Source organism: Muricoprocola aceti (assembly GCF_025567005.1).
GTDB classification, from domain to species: Bacteria; Bacillota; Clostridia; order Lachnospirales; family Lachnospiraceae; genus Marvinbryantia; species Marvinbryantia aceti.
The window spans coordinates 44,578-64,639 of sequence record NZ_JAOQKE010000002.1; the positions used below are offsets into that span (position 1 = coordinate 44,578).

The 20,062-nt window shown below is 42.3% G+C and carries 18 protein-coding genes and 2 pseudogenes; 16 read left to right on the forward strand and 4 right to left on the reverse strand.

Annotation, left to right across the window (positions count from 1 at the left end; translation table 11 throughout):
• Position 1: 1 nt before the first annotated feature.
• From rlmD to OCV47_RS02460, 15 genes and pseudogenes are all read left to right on the forward strand, one after another.
• Positions 2–1,378 (forward strand): 23S rRNA (uracil(1939)-C(5))-methyltransferase RlmD, encoded by a 1,377-nt coding sequence (gene rlmD / locus OCV47_RS02395; protein ID WP_256298512.1) that lies wholly within the window; start codon positions 2–4, stop codon positions 1,376–1,378.
• 265 nt (positions 1,379–1,643) lie between these two features.
• Complete coding sequence (locus OCV47_RS02400) at positions 1,644–2,333, forward strand: response regulator transcription factor (RefSeq protein WP_055181289.1); 690 nt, start codon at positions 1,644–1,646, stop codon at positions 2,331–2,333.
• Positions 2,309–3,574, forward strand: a complete 1,266-nt coding sequence (locus OCV47_RS02405) for a sensor histidine kinase (RefSeq protein ID WP_262653508.1) — start codon at positions 2,309–2,311, stop codon at positions 3,572–3,574. Before OCV47_RS02400 ends, OCV47_RS02405 begins: the two co-directional genes overlap by 25 nt.
• Before the next feature lie 113 nt (positions 3,575–3,687).
• Positions 3,688–4,362 carry an ABC transporter ATP-binding protein gene (locus OCV47_RS02410; RefSeq protein WP_262653510.1) on the forward strand — a complete coding sequence of 225 codons (675 nt, stop codon included), beginning with the start codon at positions 3,688–3,690 and terminating at the stop codon, positions 4,360–4,362.
• Complete coding sequence (locus tag OCV47_RS02415) at positions 4,359–6,788, forward strand: ABC transporter permease (RefSeq protein ID WP_262653511.1); 2,430 nt, start codon at positions 4,359–4,361, stop codon at positions 6,786–6,788. The genes OCV47_RS02410 and OCV47_RS02415 overlap by 4 nt, the downstream gene beginning before the upstream one ends.
• A gap of 16 nt (positions 6,789–6,804) precedes the next feature.
• Positions 6,805–6,936 (forward strand): Maff2 family mobile element protein, encoded by a 132-nt coding sequence (locus OCV47_RS02420; RefSeq protein ID WP_117448107.1) that lies wholly within the window; start codon positions 6,805–6,807, stop codon positions 6,934–6,936.
• 147 nt (positions 6,937–7,083) lie between these two features.
• Entirely contained in the window at positions 7,084–7,455 is a 372-nt protein-coding gene (locus OCV47_RS02425) for a GntR family transcriptional regulator (RefSeq protein WP_028087677.1), read from the forward strand.
• Positions 7,456–7,470: 15 nt separating this feature from the next.
• Complete coding sequence (locus tag OCV47_RS02430) at positions 7,471–8,334, forward strand: ABC transporter ATP-binding protein (RefSeq protein ID WP_262653513.1); 864 nt, start codon at positions 7,471–7,473, stop codon at positions 8,332–8,334.
• Positions 8,322–8,954: an ABC-2 transporter permease gene (locus OCV47_RS02435; RefSeq protein ID WP_262653514.1), complete on the forward strand. Its 633-nt coding sequence runs from the start codon at positions 8,322–8,324 to the stop codon at positions 8,952–8,954. The genes OCV47_RS02430 and OCV47_RS02435 overlap by 13 nt, the downstream gene beginning before the upstream one ends.
• 41 nt (positions 8,955–8,995) lie before the next feature.
• Positions 8,996–9,382, forward strand: a pseudogene (locus OCV47_RS02440) (radical SAM family protein); the annotation flags it as partial.
• Positions 9,383–9,872: 490 nt separating this feature from the next.
• Positions 9,873–10,802: a reverse transcriptase domain-containing protein gene (locus tag OCV47_RS02445; RefSeq protein WP_331481126.1), complete on the forward strand. Its 930-nt coding sequence runs from the start codon at positions 9,873–9,875 to the stop codon at positions 10,800–10,802.
• Positions 10,803–10,885: 83 nt separating this feature from the next.
• A complete protein-coding gene (locus OCV47_RS02450) occupies positions 10,886–11,926 on the forward strand; it encodes a ParA family protein (RefSeq protein WP_262653516.1) in 1,041 nt (346 codons plus the stop codon).
• 272 nt (positions 11,927–12,198) lie between these two features.
• Positions 12,199–13,191, forward strand: coding sequence for a virulence RhuM family protein (locus OCV47_RS02455; protein ID WP_262653517.1), 993 nt, complete (start codon positions 12,199–12,201; stop codon positions 13,189–13,191).
• An 88-nt stretch (positions 13,192–13,279) separates the two neighbouring features.
• A pseudogene (locus OCV47_RS16140) lies at positions 13,280–13,471 on the forward strand (hypothetical protein); the annotation flags it as partial.
• Complete coding sequence (locus tag OCV47_RS02460; RefSeq protein WP_470358168.1) at positions 13,458–13,631, forward strand: DUF6061 family protein; 174 nt, start codon at positions 13,458–13,460, stop codon at positions 13,629–13,631. The pseudogene OCV47_RS16140 and the gene OCV47_RS02460, both read left to right, overlap by 14 nt.
• 51 nt (positions 13,632–13,682) lie before the next feature.
• On the opposite strand, the gene OCV47_RS02465 is transcribed toward OCV47_RS02460, so the two are convergent.
• From OCV47_RS02465 to OCV47_RS02480, 4 genes are all read right to left on the reverse strand, one after another.
• Positions 13,683–16,331, reverse strand: a complete 2,649-nt coding sequence (locus OCV47_RS02465; protein ID WP_262653521.1) for an ABC transporter permease — start codon at positions 16,329–16,331, stop codon at positions 13,683–13,685.
• A 15-nt stretch (positions 16,332–16,346) separates the two neighbouring features.
• Complete coding sequence (locus OCV47_RS02470) at positions 16,347–17,018, reverse strand: ABC transporter ATP-binding protein (RefSeq protein ID WP_262653522.1); 672 nt, start codon at positions 17,016–17,018, stop codon at positions 16,347–16,349.
• A gap of 135 nt (positions 17,019–17,153) precedes the next feature.
• Entirely contained in the window at positions 17,154–18,053 is a 900-nt protein-coding gene (locus OCV47_RS02475) for a sensor histidine kinase (RefSeq protein WP_262653523.1), read from the reverse strand.
• Positions 18,046–18,723, reverse strand: a complete 678-nt coding sequence (locus OCV47_RS02480; protein WP_262653525.1) for a response regulator transcription factor — start codon at positions 18,721–18,723, stop codon at positions 18,046–18,048. Before OCV47_RS02480 ends, OCV47_RS02475 begins: the two co-directional genes overlap by 8 nt.
• A 1,000-nt stretch (positions 18,724–19,723) precedes the next feature.
• On the opposite strand from OCV47_RS02480, the gene OCV47_RS02485 reads away from it, so the two are divergent.
• A complete protein-coding gene (locus OCV47_RS02485; protein ID WP_262653527.1) occupies positions 19,724–20,056 on the forward strand; it encodes a dihydroxyacetone kinase subunit DhaK in 333 nt (110 codons plus the stop codon).
• Positions 20,057–20,062: the final 6 nt, after the last annotated feature.

The window sequence follows — 20,062 nt, forward strand, 5'->3', positions numbered from 1 at the left end:
GATGAAAAAAGACGATTTGATACAGGTACAGATAGAAGATATCGGCTCAGACGGACAGGGAATCGGAAAAGTGGATGGGATGACTATTTTTGTCAAGGATGCCATCACAGGTGATCTGGTGGAAGCCAGGATCATGAAGATGAAAAAGACCTATGGATTTGCCAGACTGATGAAGGTGCTGCAGCCGTCTCCTTATCGTGTGGAACCGAAATGTCCGGTGGCGAAGCAGTGCGGCGGATGTCAGATCCAGGAAATGGATTATGCAGAGCAGCTGGCGTTTAAGGAGAATAAAGTCAAAAACAATCTCATGCGTATCGGAGGGTTTGCAGAAGAAGAGATCCCAATGGAGCCAGTGGTTGGCATGGAGGATCCGTGGCGCTATCGTAATAAAGCGCAGTTTCCTATTGGAAGAGATAAAAATGGCAATATTGTGGCAGGATTCTATGCAGGAAGAACGCACAATATCATCAGTAACCGGAACTGTTATCTGGGGGTAGAACAGAATCAGAAGATTCTGGACATCGTGATTGCCCATATGGAGCAGTATGATATCGATCCGTATAATGAAGTGACGGGCAAAGGGCTGGTGCGTCATGTGCTGATTCGTTATGGGTTCACCACCAAAGAGATTATGGTGTGTCTGGTGTGTAATGGATCCCATATCCCATATGCAGAATTATTGTGCGAGACACTGAGCCATATTCCTGGTATGACCAGCATTTCGCTGAATATCAACCGTGAAAAGACGAATGTCATTCTTGGAAATAAAGTGAAGACGTTGTGGGGACAAAGCTACATTGAAGATTATATCGGCAATGTAAAATATCAGATTTCTCCATTATCTTTCTTCCAGGTAAATCCAGTGCAGACTGAAAAGCTGTACGGACTGGCACTGGAGTATGCAGATCTGAGGGGAGAAGAGACTGTCTGGGATCTATATTGTGGGATTGGAACCATCTCGCTGTTTCTGGCACAGAAGGCAAAACAGGTCTATGGAGTGGAGATCATTCCACAGGCGATTGAAGATGCGAAAAACAATGCCAGAATCAATGACATTACCAATGCAGAGTTTTATGTAGGAAAATCCGAAGAAATCCTGCCGCAGAAATACCAGAACGAAGGCGCTTATGCCGATGTGATCGTAGTCGATCCGCCAAGAAAAGGCTGCGATGAAGCACTGCTGTCAACCATCTTGCAGATTGCACCGAAGAGAGTGGTCTATGTCAGCTGCGACAGTGCCACACTGGCCAGAGATCTGAAGTTCCTGTGCAGCCAGGGATATAAGCTGGAACGCTGCCGGGCTGTTGACCAATTCCCGATGAGCGTGCACGTTGAGACGGTTGTTCTTTTGTCCCAACTGAAACAAAAGCCGGCATGAAGGTTTCCAATCTGTATATCTCACAGGTAAAGAGAAAATGCGGAATTGAGGTTGGAAAGAATTTGCGCGTTGCAACGAGGAGAATGGACTGCTTGCAGGGCAATTCGACGACTGCCGCGACAGACTTGGAACTTGTTCCAAGTCCTAATTTACTTAAAAATGAAGATAGCAGGCAACCGCAGTGTCCAGAAGATAAAGAGAGTGCAATTGTGGAGGCATTGAAGCGTTTTAAGATGAATAGTTAATAAAGAGAGGTGCAGATGCTATGCCAGGTATACTCGTGGTTGAAGATGATGAAAATTTAAATCGTGGAATTACATTTTCACTGAAAAAATCCGGATATGAGGTTTTTTCAGCAGAATCAGTGAAAAAAGCGAAAAGAATTGCAAGTGATCATAATGTGGATGTTACCATTTGTGATGTGAATCTTCCGGATGGGAATGGACTGGAATTTGTAAGGTGGATGAGATGCAATTATAATACATACATTATTTGTCTTACAGCACTAGATCAGGAGATGGATCAGGTCATGGGATATGAAGCAGGGGCAGATGATTATATTACAAAGCCGTTTAGTCTTTCGGTACTTCTTTTGAAAATAGAAGCACATTTCCGCCGCAGACAGGAGAAAACGGAAGCCGGAAAGATGATTTCGGGAGATATCGTATTTATCGCAGGAGAAATGAAAGTCCTGATAAAGAGTCGTGAAATCAGTCTGACAAAAACGGAGTTGAAAATGCTGACTTTTTTTCTTCAGAATCCGAAACAGATTCTTTCAAAAACACAAATATTGGAAAATGTGTTTGATCTGGAAGGGGATTTTGTGGATGAAAATACAATCGCTGTCAATATCAGAAGACTCCGTGAGAAAATCGAAGACAATCCGGCTGCACCGGTCTATATAAAGAATATCAGAGGTCTTGGGTATATATGGAATCAGGAGGTAAGGCAGTGACAAAGAGATATCGCAAGAAGATTACAGTAGTGCTCTCCTTGGTATTACCTGTCATATTATTGTTTGCAATATTAAATTGCTTTACCACGTATGTGTTTTATGAAGATTATAAATATAAAATGAATCTTATGACAGAGATTGCTGCAAAGGAAGAATTTTCCGGGCTGGATGCTGTTTCGGAATTGCTTAAGGATAAGGGTATTGAAACTAACGAACAGGGAAGGCGATTATTGGAGCAATATGGATACTGGGGGAATAAAGGGAATGCATTTTATTCGCAATTCCGGCATCAGGTTATGGTGACCGGTGCTGTAAGCACTGTGATATGCGTGCTTCTTTTGACTTTTTTACTTTATTGGAAGAAAAAAGAAGATGCGTGTCATCAGAAAATTTTAGACCAGTTGGAAGAAATTCTGATCAGATTCCGTGAAAATAAATTTAATGATTTACTGAAAACGGAAAATCATGCAGAACTGGAAAAATTGAATGACCAGCTTGAAGCAATCGGACATCATATTCAGTTGATAAAGGAAGAAGCAAGGGCAGAAAAGGAGAACACGAAAGAAATGGTTTCTGATATTTCTCACCAGTTAAAGACACCGGTTGCAGCTTTGGATACATGTTTTAGTGTGCTGATGCAGAATGACTTAAGTGCCACAGAACAGGAGGAGTTTCGTATCCGTTGTCGGAGTGCTCTGGATGGACTGGAGACATTATTGCAGTCGCTTCTTGAAATATCCAAGATGGAAACTGGACTGATTCAGATTAATAAGAAAAAACTTCCGCTTATGGATACTGTCATATCTGCTGTGAACCGCACTTATCCTAAAGCGGATGAGAAAAAAATTGAATTCGTTTTTGACTATGAAAAAGAGCTGGAAACATGCATGGTTATGCAGGATAAAAGGTGGCTTGGTGAAGCTGTGATCAACGTTCTGGATAATGCGGTCAAGTACAGTCCGTGTGGTTCAAAAATATTTATCCGGTTACAAAAAAGAAACGATCTTGTAAGAATGGAAATTGAGGATCAGGGAATTGGTATTCCGCAGAATGAGTATCACAAAATTTTTCAACGATTTTACAGAGGAAGTTCCAAGGAGGTCATGGAAAAGAGTGGTACAGGAATCGGACTTTTTCTATCGAGAGAAATTATCGAAAAACACGCAGGTACGATTACGGTAACCTCCGGCAAAAAGAAAAAAGGAAGCACGTTTGTGATTCAATTACCATATGTTGGTTAAATTTTAAGTGAGCAGAAATCTTACAATTCTGTAAGACTTCTGCTCGTTTTTTGAAAGTGAAATGAAAGATTGCCCTGATACAATTTGGATGTAAGATGAAAAGGAGGCAACACATGAGTGTGATATTAGAAACAAAGCAGCTTTGTAAGTTTTATGGCGCAGGTGAGAATCAGGTCAAAGCGGTCAATCAGGTGGGCATTCAGATTGCGCAGGGAGAATTTGTCGCAATTGTTGGAAAGTCAGGTTCCGGTAAAAGTACATTACTTCATATGCTTGGAGGGCTAGACACCCCGACAAAAGGCAGTGTTACTTTAGCAGGGAAAGATTTATACAGGATGAAGGAAGATGCCCTTGCTGTTTTCCGCAGAAGAAAAATCGGATTTGTTTTTCAGGCATTTAATCTGGTTTCATCTGTTAATGTCTGGGAAAATATTGTACTGCCACTGGGGCTGGATGGAAGAAAAGTGGATGAAGCGTATGTAAATGATATTATTGCAACTCTGGGGATTGAAAACCGGATTTATAATCTGCCAAATCAGTTATCCGGAGGACAGCAGCAGAGAGTAGCAATTGCAAGAGCACTGGTGAATCGTCCGGAAATTATATTTGCAGATGAGCCGACAGGAAATCTTGATTCTAAGACCAGTGATGAGGTAATCGCTCTGCTTAAGATGACAGCAAAAAAATATGGACAGACAATTGTAATGATTACCCATGATGACGAAATTGCACAGGTCGCTGACCGTATTCTGATGATTGAGGACGGACAGGTGGTGGATTTCAGATGAAGACAATAAGCAGGATTGCATATAGCAATGACAAAAGGAACAGGACAAGAAGTATACTGATCATGATGGCAATCTGTCTGACCACGATGCTGCTTGTTATCATCAGTACTGTGGGAAATGGGGTAATTCATTTACAGAAAAGTCAGGCGGCAGGATCATATGGAAGCAATTATGGTCTGTTTGTTTCCGCAGACGGATCGCAGTTAAAAGAAGTAAACCGCCGTGCGGAAATAGATGCTACAGGCACTATGTGCACCGAAGGTATCATAAAAGGCAATGAAAAAGGCGGGTTTGTCTGCATGGATGAGACTGCAAGAAAAATGCTTCCTTATAATAAAGAATATGAGTTGAAGGAAGGAAAGTATCCGGAAAAAATGCAGGAAATTGCCGCAGGACGCGCTTTCTTTGATGCAGTGGGATACCATGATGTAAAGGTCGGAGACACCGTAACATTGGAGTACCGTTCCGGCATGCAGTCGGAATACGCACCGGTGGAATTTACTGTCAGCGGGATTTTATATGACCGGGATGAATATACCATCGAGGCTTCCTATGTTGTATTCGGTTCGCAGGATTTTTATAATGAGCGTGTTGCGGAGGGTGACAGGCAATATAATATCTATTTTACCTTGAGCGATTCTGCAAATGTATCTATGAATAATGTTGCGCCTGTTATAAAAGAAATCGCGGATTCCTGCGGCATTGACCAGAAAAACGTGATCATCAATGACCTCTACCTGCAGTGGGTATTGCAGCCGAGCTATGAAATGATTGTGGTTTGTGGAACCCTGATCATCGGAATCGTGCTGTTTTCCGTTGTGGTCATTTATAATATCTTCCAGGTCGGGATCGCCCAGAAGGTTCAGGAGTACGGAAAAATCAAGGCGCTGGGTGTAACCAGAAAGCAGATGAAGCAGTTGATCTTTCGTGAGGGCATTCTTCTGGCGGTCCCTTCGATACCGCTGGGGCTGCTGTTTGGTTTCCTGATTGCAAAAGTCAGCTTCAACTGGCTGGTGGAGCAGGGAAATCAGGTATCGTCCGGAATCAAGAACCATCAGGTGCCTTTGTTTTCACTGACAATTATGCTCATCTGCATTTTTGTATCGTTTCTTACGGTCGTTCTGGCTCTGCGCAAACCCATGAAAATTGTTTCCCGGATTTCACCCATCGAAGCGACACGGTATCTTGACGGCTCCAAAACGCAAAAACAGGGCAGACGAAAAGGCAGAAAAGATGTCACCGTTTTCTCCATGGCAATGGCAAATGTGACAGGCAATCCGAAAAGAACCATTGCTACGATTCTTACCATGGGGCTTTCCTGTGTATTGTTTGTAATTATCTCTAATTATGTTGGGAATATTGACACGAAGCACGAGGCGCGGATTGCAATCAACCATGGACAATTTGAGTTGCAGCTGGATTATTCCCAGAATTATGATGAAGCCTATCCGGAGAATAATCTGGATACGATTCTGACGGATAATCCATTGAATGATTCAATGATTGAAGAAATCAAAAGCATTCCAGGAGTGACAGATGTCATGACGAGAGAGATTGTCTCTGTAAATCTGAACGGAACAAGATTTCCGGCTGAGATTGTGAGTAAAAATGATTTTGATTTTATGCGCCAAGACGGGGATATTGGCTCTATGGACTATGATCAGGCGGTAAAGAATGGTGAAATTTTCTTTGGCTGGTCGGCGTGGATGGAACAAGATGGATATGCTCCGGGTGAATCTATTGTATTTGACTTTGAGAATGGAAGTGAAACCTATACCTATCAGGGAAAGATTGCAGGATCCTTTGTAAGCGCGGACACTTATCTTGTAATTCCAGAAGGTGTATACCGTTCCATGAATCCGAGGGGAACAGCCTATGGCTATCTGTGGGTGGACTGTGATAAAAAAGATGTTGCATCTGTGGAACAGAGTCTGAATACTTTGATTTCTAATACTTCGCATATAAAAATGGATACCTATCATGCACAGTTACAATCTGCAGAATACGCAAGCCGTATGATGAAGCTTGGCTGCTATCTGTTCATGGCAATTGTCGGTCTCATTGGGTTTATGAATCTGGCAAACACCATGATCATCAATATCACCACGAAGAAGCAGGAATACGGTGTGCTGCAAGCGGTAGGCATGACCAATAAGCAGTTGAATCTGAGCTTACAAATACAGGGCTTGATTTTTACAATTGGCACCATCTGCGTCGCACTTGCTGCCGGTCTGCCCCTTGGCTATGCACTGTTTTCCTATGCGAAGCATAATGGGATTTTTGGAATGAACGTTTATCACGTTCCTCTTATCCCGATTCTTGTTATGATTCTTCTGGTTGGTATTCTACAAATTGTGCTTTCCTGTGTTTTAAGCAGTAATCTGAAAAAGGAAACGCTGGTAGAAAGAATAAGGTATCAGGGATAGCAAGTATTGCTGGGATATCCTCAGTATCATAACAGGACTTAAAACAGTAGTAACCGCAATCGGCGCAGGTGTGGGTGTATGGGGCGTTATCAATCTTCTTGAAGGATACGGAAATGATAATCCCGGTGCAAATGCTCATGTGCGGTAAAGTAACACACAAGAATTTGATAGACAGCCACTCACTTTTCCGAATGTATTTACATCTTTTCTCTTGACAGGTTCACACAAATCGCCTATACTGTTCTTATCGAATAAGTACGCTTATTACGATAAGTACGCATGGTGAGGTGAGCAAGTGGAGATTATCATAAGTAATAGCAGTGATAAGCCTATTTACGAACAAATCTGTATGCAAGTAAAAAGTTTTATTATGGACGGCACATTATCTGCTGGCGAAGCCCTCCCTTCTATGAGAGCTTTAGCAAAAGATTTACATATCAGTGTTATTACCGTTCAGAGAGCATATGAAGATTTAACGAGAGATGGATTTATAGAAACTGTATCTGGAAAAGGCAGTTTTGTAGCATCACAGAATAGGGAATTTATTCAAGAGGAACAGTTACGAATTGCTGAAGAACTTTTACAAAAGGTCGCAGAAATTGGTCGAGCACATGGCATTAGTCTTGGGCAAATGACGAATATTCTAAAACTATTTTACGAGGAATAGCGAGAGGTGACAGGCATGGATAACAACATTTTGGTGCAGAATTTATGCAAGCAATTCGAGGATTTCTCTTTGGACAATGTTTCGTTCAAAGTCCCTAAAGGCAGGATTGTAGGTTTTATTGGCGAGAATGGTGCAGGAAAAAGCACTACTATCAATCTGATATTAAATGAACTAAGCAAAGATAGCGGACAGATACAAGTCTTTGGAATAGACCATACAATTCCAACTGTCAAAGAAAATATTGGCGTCGTTTTTGATGAATGTAATTTTCATGATGTGTTTACAGCCGCAGATATTGAAAAAATCTTGAAAGGAGTTTATAAGACATGGGATAGTAACCTTTTTTCACAATACTTGAAAAAATTCAAAATCCCGACCAAGAAAACGATTGGCACATTTTCTAAAGGCATGAAAATGAAGTTGTCTATCATTTGTGCTATGGCACATAGACCTAAACTGTTGATTTTGGACGAAGCAACAACAGGTCTTGACCCCGTTGTGCGTGATGAAGTATTAGAACTATTTTTGGAATTTATCCAAGATGAAGATTGCTCTATCTTCTTTTCGTCGCATATTACTTCGGACATACAAAAAATTGCAGACTATGTGATTTTAATTCATCAGGGAAAAATCATTTTCGAGGAACAGAAAGATAATCTTGTTTATAATTATGGCGTGGCAAAGTGCGGAAAAGAAAAATTTGCACAGCTTTCCTCTGATGATTATATCATACACCGAACTACAAATATGAGCGTGGAGTGTCTTGTTCATGACAAGGAAGCATTCAAACGAAAATACAAAAACATCATTGTGGATAATGCCACATTAGAAGATATTATGCTTTTCTATGTTAAAGGAGGTACATCATGCGAGGATTGATATATAAAGACATATCCATTTTCTTCAAGAGTATTGATAAGAAACTTATTCTGATTGCAGCAGCAGCTATTGTTCTGCTTATTTTCAATGCTGGAATTTATGCTGGTTTATTTGCTTCCGTTATGTTTGCCATGACAATCGGTATGCAAAATATTATGAGTTTCGCAAGTGATGAAAAGGCAAGCTGGAAAAAATATCAATTAGCTATGCCGATAAGCAATTTTACTGTTGTTGCAAGTAAATATGTTTCCGTAATATATACTGTTGCAATCAGCATTTTGGGAAGCATTGCGTTCAATAGTTTATCCAGCATAATTTTTCAAAACTTTGATATGCTTATCTGGTTATTTTCGATTGCAGCAGCAATTATTATCCCATTATTATGGACAGGAATTTGCTTGCCATTAACTTATTGGTTTGGTTTTCGTTCTGCGCAAACTATGGGATTGATTGTGGTAATTCCAATGTTTTACTTTGTAAAATATTTTGAAGATGGGCCGGGAATGGCTGCTATGGTAAATTCTGTTCATTCATATGTGCTAATCACAGGGATAGCGGCAATTTTGATTTTTGGAATTTCCCTCATGATAAGCACCATTGGATATAGTCGCAAGAATTAAATCTGCAATTACCATTCAAAAATAGCAAACCCAGCCGAGCCACACTAGATGAAAATTTCAAGAACGATATGGATTCTGCTTCGAGCATTGAGCACCGTATCGCTGCTATGAAGCAGGTATATGAGGCAGGTATCCGTACAGTCTGTTTCGTATCCCCGGTATTCCCCGGTATCACGAATTTTGAAGCAATCTTTGAGCGGGTAAAGGATCAGTGCGATCTGTTCTGGCTCGAAAATCTCAATCATAACCGCAGCTACTTTGAAGCACTTGAAGTAAAAGCTGAGAAAATGGCTAAGAAGTATGATTGTGCCTTTGTGGATAATGAAATGCCTTATGGCAGAGTCCCGCAGGGGCATCCGGTGATCGTAGATTATTTCTATCATGAGGAAATCCGTGGGACAGAGAATACCGGAAAAAGAAATCGCTAACTTCCAGTTGTGCGCCCAGCTAAGGGTGTGTAGTCAAGCCGGTGGGATTCCGGTTTATCCAAGGTTTAGCCAACCAGATAATAGCGAGTCTTGGGATGATGCCGGTAACGGCATCTGACAAGTGTAGACAGCAAGAAAGCAGGGTTGAATAGTGATTGAGCTTCGAAACGTTAACTTCAGTCGGTCGACGTCTTAACTGGTGCGGAAGACAATAGCATGTAATGCGATATGGCGAGTATTATGTGGCACTGCGGAGTCAGAGAACCAATCATGTTTTACATTGTGAATACACATCAACTGGGGAGAACCTGCCATTTCTCGAAGAAGAGTATGAAGTTGCAACTGAAAACGGAGGATTTCAAATGAATGGTAGGTGGTCGGACAATCCCATAGTACTGTAGAAATCGGGCAATGCCGATGGAGAGAAGGGGATTGCATAGTAAAGGTCTTACTGAGGACACATTATCCGTACTCAGGGACGGAGGAAATAATGGAAACGAAATTAGTAAGAATAGCTGAGATATCGGCTACATCAAAACATCCTATATTTACATCAGTGTACCACTTGATAAATGAAGATATGCTAAAGCAATGCCATAAGGAATTAGATGGGAACAAAGCAGTCGGAATTGACAAGGTAACTAAGGATGAGTATGGGAAGAACCTTGATAGAAATATCAAGGAACTGGTGCAGAGGTTGAAAAACAAATCCTTTAAGCCATTTCCGTCACTGAGGGTATATATACCTAAAGGAAATGGAAAGAAACGACCATTAGGGATTGCTTCCTATGAAGATAAGATTGTACAAATGGCAGTGAAGAAAATACTGGGAGCTATTTATGAACCGAGATTCCTAAACTGCATGTATGGATTCAGACCGAATAGGGGGTGTCACGAAGCAATAAAAGAAGTATACCAACGGATAAGCTATGGAAAAATCAGCTATATCGTAGATGCCGATATCAAAGGTTTCTTTGACCATATCGACCATGATTGGATGATGAAGTTCCTTGAATGGAATATACAGGATAAGAACTTATTGTGGCTAATACGTAAATACCTTAAAGCAGGAATAATGGAGCAAGGAAAATTCGAGCCAACAGAGGAAGGTTCGGCACAAGGCTCAGTAATGAGTCCGATGCTTGCAAATATATACATGCATCATGTGCTGACGCTGTGGTTTAAGCTGGTAGTGCAAAGGGAAATGCAGGGAGAGTGTTTTCTCGTCAACTTTGCGGATGATTTTGTTGCAGGATTTCAATATAAGTCAGAAGCTGAAAGATACTATAAAGAGTTAAAGGAACGAATGGAAAAGTTTGGACTGGAGCTGGAAAGTAGTAAAAGCAGACTGATTGAATTTGGGAGATTTGCAGAGCAGAATCGTAGAGCAACTAAGAGCAATTTTTCTATAAGTTTATAACAAAGAATAGAAGAAATATGGCAAAAAAGGAAATGATAAGAGATTTGTATGAAGTAATGCACTCGCCATAATAGGAGGAAAAGATGGGAAATACAAAGATAATTGCATTGTTTAATAATAAAGGTGGTGTTAGTAAAACAACAACAACTTATAATTTGGGATGGATGTTATCGCTTATGGGTAAAAAAACCTTAATAGTTGATAGTGATCCACAGTGTAATCTTACAGGAATATGTATAAATAGCACGAAAGAAAATAAATTAGAAGATTTGTACAAATCGGATTTGTCTAATATTAAGTCTTCTATAGAACCTGTTTTTAGCGGAGATCCTGAACCGATAAAAGCAGCGAATTGTGTGGAGTTTAAGGAAAATGATAATCTATTTCTTTTGCCTGGACATATACAATTTTCTAGTTATGATACTACATATAATATTGCTGAAACAATGACTGGAAGTTTGAACTTAATGAAAAATGTTCCTGGGGCATTAAGAAGAATGTTGGAGTTAACTGCGGAAAAATATTCGTTAGATATAATATTGATAGATATGAGCCCAAGTATTTCGGCAACAAATGCAAACATTTTAATGCAGAGTGATTATTTTATCGTGCCATGTGCTCCAGATTATTTTTGTTACATGGCAATAGAATCATTGGTTTCTATTTTCCCTAAATGGTGTGAGACTTACAAAAAAATGGCTTTGAATGAGATATTCCAAAGTGCTACTTATAAAATGAAAGATAAACCACCAGTTTTTTTGGGGACGATTCAACAGAGGTATCGTCCAAGAAATGGTTCTCCTGCGCGGGCATTTGCTGATTGGATTGCTGATATAAATAATTTAGTGGCTGATAAGTTGATTCCGGTATTAACGGCGAATGATATGTTTTGTGAAAGCGGCAATAAGGGATCTTATGAAGAACCGTATAATTTGATTAATATTGCTGACTTTAACAGTCTTATCGCACAGTCGCAAGAACACAATACGCCGGTATTTCTGTTAACCCAAGAGCAGGTTCAAAAATCAGGCACGGTTTGGGATAATATGAAACGTAACAGAGATGAATTTTACAACACTTTTCAAGTATTAGCAACTCGTATTATTAAGGCAATTGAGATGTAGGATAACTATTTATAAATTGTTATTCCCCTTGGAGAATGATAAACTTTTTCGTAAAAGGTGACGGTTTCGCTATTTAGTATAAGAAGTAACTTTCACCGCATGTGGAAACGATATGCCTCTTGGGCAAACGAAAACCAGATACCACGGTAAAACTCAGCGTGGATATGGATGATTACTATCGTATTATAAATGGTAAAGATGAGGAATGATGATTTCGCCATAGTGACTCGTTCACGTTGATAAAGTATCTGATTTTGGAGGAAAATTAATTTATGGATAAAGAAAAAGCAGATATGATTATTTATACGACAGAGGATGGTCTGACGAAAGTTGAGACTACTTTTGATGGTGATACAGTTTGGTTGTCTATTGATCAGATGGCAGAATTGTTTCAGAGAGATAAATCAACCATTTCCAGACATATAAAAAATATATTTACAGAAGGTGAATTACAACGGGATTCAGTTGTTGCAAAATTTGCAACAACTGCTTCTGATGGAAAAGTTTACAATGTAGACTATTACAATCTTGATGTTATTATTTCTGTTGGCTATCGTGTAAAATCAAAACGAGGAACACAGTTTAGAATCTGGGCAACCAGAATTTTAAAAGAATACATGAGAAAAGGTTTTGCACTTGATGATGATCGTTTGAAAAATCTAGGTGGCGGTGGATATTTCAAGGAATTGTTGGAGAGAATCCGTGATATTCGTGCATCCGAGAAAGTATTTTATCGTCAGGTTCTGGAAATTTATGCAACGAGCATAGATTATGATCCGAAAGCGGAAATATCCATTGTATTTTTCAAAAAAGTGCAAAACAAAATTCATTACGCAATTCATGGACAAACTGCAGCAGAAGTAATTTATACCAGAGCAGATGCAGAAAAAGAATTTATGGGACTTACTACTTTTAAAGGCAATCAGCCAACTTTAAAGGAGGCTGTAGTTGCCAAGAATTATTTATCTGAAAAAGAATTACGTGCAATGGGACAGCTGGTATCGGGATATCTTGATTTTGCAGAACGTCAGGCAGAACGAGAACAGGCTATGACAATGAGGAACTGGGCAGAACATTTAGATAGGATTCTGACAATGAGCGGTGAACAGCTTTTGCTGGGGAATGGAAGTATATCACACAAACAGGCTGTTGATAAAGCAACGGATGAATATAAAAAATATAAAGCGCGAACACTCAGCACGGTGGAAGAAGACTACCTGAATTCAATAAAAATATTGGAGAAAAAAACAGATAAAAAACAGTGAGAGCATCATCGGAATTAGTGGTCTGGTATTTCCGGTGTATTATGAAGACTTTGAAGGCGAAGCAATTCGGTTGCTCAACGAAAACACAGTTGAGACGGTTGTTTTGCTTCCCAAGGGTGAGGTCGACTTGAAAAAGATTCGGGTTGGTAAGAACTATAATTTGCCGAAGTCCGAAAATTCCAGACAGCCACAGTGTCCACCGGAAAAAGAGAAAGCAATCCGAGAAGCATACCGCCTGTGTGGAACTGAAATTCTTAGATGGCAGTATGATTGCTATTGATATAATAGCCGTGGAGAATGAGGTTGCTGACAATATGTATCAGCGGTCAGAGCTGGACTATCTAATCTACAATGACCCGATTGGATATGCAGACCTTGTTTTGAACGGAAACCCCGAAATTTATCTAAAAACTGTAACTGAATGTAAACCCTTAGATTAAAACTCAGCCCTCTGCCTTTTCATTGGCAGAGGGCCGTTTTTTGCTTAACAGTTATTGAGCATCCCTTAATTGCTCTACAACACTGCATTTCGCTGCGTTGTCATACATCATGCAGGGGATCAGCCACCCCAGCAGAAGAAATACCGGAATTGTCAGCAGGACAGGCAGAATGGTGAATCGATACTCAAAGAACCAGAACATACTGCCCAGCATTTTTCCTGCAAGAGGTCCCACCGCCAGCGACAGAATAAAAGCCACCGCTACGGAGGACATTGCGTAAAACAATCCCTCGTAGATCAGCATGGTTTTGAGCTGCCGGTTCGTCATTCCTACAGCTTGAAGCACAGCAAATTCACGGCGGCGGGAAAGAATACCGGTCATCATGGCGTTGAAGAAATTTAAGAGTCCCACCAGCCCAATGATAGCACAGAGGATACCGCCTATCAGAAGGAACATATGCCGGTACTGAGCAAATTCAGAGCGAGCCGTGGCCTTGCTTTCATACATCAAGGGCGAAAACTCACCGGCAGTGAGCTTCGATAGATATTGCTCTGCTTCGGCCTCGTCAGCGTCGTCCGCTGTGTCGAACAGGTAGAGCATCGGAATGGCTGCACCACCGCTGTCCCTCTGTGCGGTGTCCACAGACAAAACTACGTCATATCCAATACCACCATAACGATAACTCATGGAATTCGGAAGTTCTACCAAGGCGCAGACCGTGTACTCTACATCTCTGGCTCCATACAATTTTGCCTGAAGGTACTCCTCCGGTGTATCTTCGGTGCAGAGTTCTCCGGTGCGGCTGTCGATATATTTCACATCGTCCGCATAGGTAGCGGTGATCGTGTCTCCCACCTTGGGGTAGTATTCAAGATTGGGCAGATTACCGTAGTCATCTAAGGAAACCGCAATGGCAATGGCGTTATTGTCCGGCTCCAACATGGGAGAAATATCTCCGTCGAACACTTGCAGCTTGTCAAACAGACTGTTATCCAGAGCCTCGATTCTGGTATCTCCCATCACCATATTGCCCCGGTGCTCCAGACGGCTCATATGGCTGTCCAACTGCTCGGCGCTTTCGTACCTTGCATAGTCCTGCCGCAGAGCATCCTCCGTCATCCACAGGTAGGCGATTTTTCGCACAGCATATCCCGTGCCGGAAAGACTGGCCTTTGTGTTTGCGGAGATATCCTCTATTTGCTCCTGGGTGATAAATTCATCTGCACTCGAGTTATAACGAAAATAGTCGGGAGTGCTGACAATAAAATCGGCGCAGGTCATGGCGGATACATACTTCTCCATGCTGAAGCCGCCCACAAAGGCACACAGCGCATTGAACAGTGTCACCGACAGTGCCAGAGACAACACCACCAGTACCGTCTTTTTCTTGTTTCGTCCCAGATTGGCAAAGGCCATCTGATGGAGCTTTGCTCCCCGGGTGTTGCGCCGTTTTTTCTTGGTCTGCATTGCATCCGTATATTTGGTAGCCTCCACCGGAGAGACCTTAGCTGCCATTTTTCCGGGCTTGGAACAGGACAAGAGCACCGTCAACAAGGCGAACAGCATAGAACCAAGGAAGATCACAGGCGATGTGCTGATGGTGGTGATGCCTGCATCCAACCGGGTGGAGCGCAAGACAACAGGAACCAAAACAGCGCCAATGCCGTAGCCCAGCAGCAGCCCCGCCGGAATACCGATCAGACAAAGCAGAAGTGCCTGCTGGCGAATGATGCGTTTGAGCTGCCGGGGCGTTGTGCCAATGGTTTTCAGAAGTCCGTAAAACCGGATATCCCCTACAACAGAGATCTGGAAAATGTTATAGATGATAAGATACCCCGTGAAAATCACCAGCAGCAAAAAAGCTGCTATGGCGATCACAAGTTCCGGATCAAGCTGCGACTCCAGCTGGGATGAGGTATATCCCCAGTTGACGCCGATCCGGACGCTGTTGGGATCAGTATAGCTGTCCCATGTGTAGCCAAGATCGGTATCCACCTGCTCCATCTGCCCTTGAATGTTTGTGCCGGAGGCCAGCATGACATTCAAATCGGTGCGGAAAGGCTGTAAACCTGTTTTCACTGCCTGCGCTTCGATGTCATCTGCGTAATCACGGCTGATGTTGATGTAATGAACAGGCATTAGTTCATCATAGTCCCAATAGCCCACCAGCGTAAAGGTATCTGTTACAGTAAAGGCGGTTTGATCCTTGTCCGTAATGGAATAGGAAACCGTGACCTCGGTGCCCAGCTCCGGCGTTACGCCAAGCAGCTGCAACGCTGCCGTATCCATGGCTACCTCTTTGCCGCTTTCGGGCATCCGTCCGGTAGTAGGGGTTGCATAGCTCCATTTAGTGCAGTTGGCATCCATGTAGCTGATCTCTGCCGGTATTTTGGCAAAGACCCCCTCCGCAGTGATACCGATTACCTTCCGTACCCCCGTAGCCTTCACCTTTGGGTGGGCAGCGATGCGTTCCGCCTGCTCGGGGGAAACATCCTTAAAGGTGCCATGCGCATAGCCGCCTACCTGCCGAAACTGGTAGGTTTCATAACTGGCGTTCAACGACAAGACAATGGTGAACATGGAAGTAAATAACAACGTGGTCAGCGCAATGGCAAAAATAGCGATTAGATTGCGGCGACGGTTCGCATAAAGAGATTTTACGCTGAGTTTTCGAATACATTTTCGATTTTTGACATTCATCGTAGCCACCTCCCGTTAGTTCTGGGAGACGATCCGACCATCTTCGATACGGATAATGCGGTCTGCCATCTGCGCAATTTCTTCGTTGTGAGTGATCATTACGATTGTCTGGGCGAACTTTTGACTGGTGACTTTCAAAAGGCTCAATACATCCTGGCTGGTTTTGGAATCCAGATTGCCGGTGGGTTCATCTGCCAGAATGATAGCGGGTGCTGCCGCCAGCGCACGGGCAATGGCTACCCGCTGCTGTTGACCGCCTGAGAGCTGATTGGGCAGCGCATCCAGACGATCATCCAGCCCAAGTGTCTGTACAATCTGCTGTACGAAATCCTTATTGACCTTGCCACCGTCCAGCTCAATGGGTAGAACAATATTTTCATACACATTCAGCACCGGAACAAGATTATATGCTTGGAACACAAAGCCGATTTTCCTGCGGCGGAAGATGGTCAGCGCTTCCTCCTTCAGGGAGAAAATATCCTGTCCGTCCACCATGACCGTGCCGCTTGTAGGGCGATCCAGCCCGCCCAGCATGTGCAGCAGCGTGGATTTGCCGGACCCGGATGTGCCGACAATTGCAACAAATTCGCCCTTCTTTACACTTAAATCAACTCCATCCAGTGCATGAACTGCGTTATTGCCGGAGCCATAAATTTTTCTCAGGTTTTTTGCCTGTAAAACCTCCATAAATGAGTACCTCCATGAAAAAATCTGTATGTATGAAAGGAAATGATCCTTTGATATATACAGATTATCGCATAGGATTCTTTCCACATTCTTTCCGGCGGAAAATGAAATCTAACAGTTTTGATAGAATTGTTGTTATTTCGGCAGAAATATGGAAAACGTACTCCCTTTTCCCAGAACGGAAGCAACCTTGATATAACCGCCCTCGCCGGATATAATCTGTCGGGCAAGGTATAAGCCGATGCCGACCCCTTCCTGCTCCTGAACCGCCTTTGAACGATAAAAACGGGCAAAGATCTTTGCTTGCTCACTTTCCGAAATGCCTGTGCCAGTATCCGATATATCGATCCTTGCAAACATTTCATAGCTTACAGCAGAAATAGTAATGGTGCCATGCTCCGTATATTTGATGGCGTTGTCTACGATATTAGCCAGCGCTTCCGCTGTCCATTTGAAGTCGAATACAGCAAAAGCATCGGTATCCTGCATTTGCAAAGACAATCCTTTTTCAGAAACCTTGGCGGCATATTGTTCTATTACGCTTTCAAGCAGCGGCTGCAGCGCTGCTTGCTGAGGGGAGAGTGAAATGATCCCGTTTTCCAGTCTGGAAAGCTTTACGAGAGAATCGATCAAAAATCGTAGCTTTTCCGATTGTTTGTACAGCGCCTCCACATTTGCCTTCGCCGATGCAGGCAGAGTTTCCTCCATCAGAAGCTCGCTGTATAACAGCAGGTTTGCAATTGGCGTTTTTGTCTGGTGGGAGATGTCCGCAATCAAGGTTTTGATTTTGTCTTTTTCCTGCGCTATATTTTGAGAAGATGCTTCTGCGGCAGAAAGATAGTGTGCAAACTTTGTTTCCAAAGCAGACAGCTGGCTTTCATCAAAATTGGTTTCAGAAAAGGAGCCGGTCATGGCAGCGTCCAGCATCCTTTCGATTTCTTCCAGCGTTTTTCTGACCTTTCGCCGTTCCCATAACACAACAGCTGCCGCCACCAGAAAACACAGCAGTATGATCACAATACCGGTTCTATTCATCTTTTATCACCCAGCTATAACCGATTCCATAGACGGTTTTAATATATTTCTGTGCACCAAGCTTATCCCTCAGACGCTTGATCGTAACAGATAAAGCATTTTCATCCACATATTCTGCGCCATCTGTCCAGATCCGGTCTACAAGGTCTCCACGGGTCATGGTTCGACCTCGGTTTTCAACAAGCAGGCGCAGTAATTTTTGCTCTGTTTTGCTCAATTCCACTTTTGAATCTCCCGCATAAAAGGTCATAGCCTCAAAGTCAAAGTGAAATAGATCAATACAGATCGGCGCATTTTTATGGTTTAACGCTTGCTTTCGCAGTTGGGTATTCACCCTTGCCCGCAAAACCGAAAGAGAAAAGGGCTTGGTAATGTAATCATCAGCGCCCCGCTCCAGTCCGTCTACGATGTCCAGATCGGTGTCATTGGCAGTCAGCAGAATAACAGGAATCCCGGGCATGTTTTCCTTGATCTCCCGGAGCAGCTCAAGCCCACTGCCATCCGGCAGATTGATATCCAACAGGATCAGGGATACACAGCCGCAAAGTAGCTGCTCCTTCGCCGTTTTTAGGTCTTGGCAGGAAATGATCTGCCGAGCATCTGCTTTCAGCGCTTTGCATAACCCTTGATTCAAACCGATATCATCTTCAACAATCAGTAATTGCTCCATATATCTCACTCCTTCGTTATTCAAATGCCACCATGCCTTGCCGTTCTGAAAATCCAATGATATTTCGCCCCATTCGTCATCGCAGTCTGCTTGGTATTCGTAGATTGCGGCGGCTCCGGTTCCAGTTGGAAGATGCACAAAAGAAATATGTCATGCTTTGCATGACGCGCATCTCGCAGCAAGAATGCCGAGGCATTCTTGAACCCATGAAAAATCATTCGGCATAGCGCACCTCCCTTCATCTCGAAATTTTGAATTTACTTCTTTTTCTTTGGCGCAGGAAGATCGTTATACATAGCATGAAATATCCTTGTAGGAGAACGGCGGCGTTTCGCTGAGAATATCTGGCATCGCCAGAGCAGCTCCCCTTGCCATAGGAAAGAGTGCGGAAACATCCTGTCCTGTTTTTTCATTTTTCTAATTATATCATGTGAATGTGAAGAAATCTACGTCCTCAGATAAGTTGTCCTGTCATTAGCCTGGTTTTTGAACGCAGATAAGCATTCCCCCGCTTCAAGTGCGCGGAGCGCAAAGCGACTGCGTTCATGAGATAGCTTGGAATAGTAAGCGGATATTTTTAAATTGATTGTGTCAATTTACAATCAATTTCTATTCAATGTGTCAAACTCCCGCCAAGCAATGGAAAAATAATAATCCGAGTAAAAAGGGGAATGTGCGTGATGATGCAAATTTAAATCAGTTATAAAGGAAAACAGAAATTGATAGAAGAAATTAATTTCAAAGATTGAAAGGATCTTGTTTTCCTGCTTCATTTTCAGGCGTAGTACAGAGATGGAAAGTGTTCTAAGACTAAAATGGAAACATAAATCTTGATGTTGATACATGGTATATGTGTGAGTATAATTATTTTAGAATTAATGAAAAAATGATGAATGATTTATACAAAAATTTAAATAAATAACGAGGAGGCATACCATGAAAAAAGTATTAAATGCGGATGTTACCAATGTTGTAGAAGAGAGTCTTACAGGTTATCTTCTTGCGTATAAAAATACTACAAAAAATTGGGGATTTCAATGCATTTTCTTACAGAGGCGCAAGACAGAATAAGGTTGCCCTTGTAATTGGTGGTGGCAGTGGACATGAACCACTGTTTACAAGTTACTGTGGAGCCGGTCTTGCTATGTTGAATTCCATGGGTGGCGCATCTGGAGTGATTTTCGGAAGTTTGTATCTTGAAGGAGCGAAAGGTATGGATGCGAAAGCATTTCTGACACCAGCTGATTTGGCTATGATGGAAAGAAAGAGTCTCGTGAATATTCAGAAACGTGGTGGTGCTCAGGCGGTGACAAGACTATGGTGGACGCATTAGTTCCTG

What these genes read in the sequence shown, in the direction of transcription:
- rlmD (WP_256298512.1), top strand. Translation starts at nt 2, where the DNA reads ATGAAAAAAGACGATTTGATACAGGTACAGATAGAAGATATCGGCTCA.
- OCV47_RS02400 (WP_055181289.1), top strand. Translation starts at nt 1,644, where the DNA reads ATGCCAGGTATACTCGTGGTTGAAGATGATGAAAATTTAAATCGTGGA.
- OCV47_RS02405 (WP_262653508.1), top strand. Translation starts at nt 2,309, where the DNA reads ATGGAATCAGGAGGTAAGGCAGTGACAAAGAGATATCGCAAGAAGATT.
- OCV47_RS02410 (WP_262653510.1), top strand. Translation starts at nt 3,688, where the DNA reads ATGAGTGTGATATTAGAAACAAAGCAGCTTTGTAAGTTTTATGGCGCA.
- OCV47_RS02415 (WP_262653511.1), top strand. Translation starts at nt 4,359, where the DNA reads ATGAAGACAATAAGCAGGATTGCATATAGCAATGACAAAAGGAACAGG.
- OCV47_RS02430 (WP_262653513.1), top strand. Translation starts at nt 7,471, where the DNA reads ATGGATAACAACATTTTGGTGCAGAATTTATGCAAGCAATTCGAGGAT.
- OCV47_RS02435 (WP_262653514.1), top strand. Translation starts at nt 8,322, where the DNA reads ATGCGAGGATTGATATATAAAGACATATCCATTTTCTTCAAGAGTATT.
- OCV47_RS02445 (WP_331481126.1), top strand. Translation starts at nt 9,873, where the DNA reads ATGGAAACGAAATTAGTAAGAATAGCTGAGATATCGGCTACATCAAAA.
- OCV47_RS02450 (WP_262653516.1), top strand. Translation starts at nt 10,886, where the DNA reads ATGGGAAATACAAAGATAATTGCATTGTTTAATAATAAAGGTGGTGTT.
- OCV47_RS02455 (WP_262653517.1), top strand. Translation starts at nt 12,199, where the DNA reads ATGGATAAAGAAAAAGCAGATATGATTATTTATACGACAGAGGATGGT.
- OCV47_RS02460 (WP_470358168.1), top strand. Translation starts at nt 13,458, where the DNA reads ATGATTGCTATTGATATAATAGCCGTGGAGAATGAGGTTGCTGACAAT.
- OCV47_RS02465 (WP_262653521.1), bottom strand. Translation starts at nt 16,331, where the DNA reads ATGAATGTCAAAAATCGAAAATGTATTCGAAAACTCAGCGTAAAATCT.
- OCV47_RS02470 (WP_262653522.1), bottom strand. Translation starts at nt 17,018, where the DNA reads ATGGAGGTTTTACAGGCAAAAAACCTGAGAAAAATTTATGGCTCCGGC.
- OCV47_RS02475 (WP_262653523.1), bottom strand. Translation starts at nt 18,053, where the DNA reads ATGAATAGAACCGGTATTGTGATCATACTGCTGTGTTTTCTGGTGGCG.
- OCV47_RS02480 (WP_262653525.1), bottom strand. Translation starts at nt 18,723, where the DNA reads ATGGAGCAATTACTGATTGTTGAAGATGATATCGGTTTGAATCAAGGG.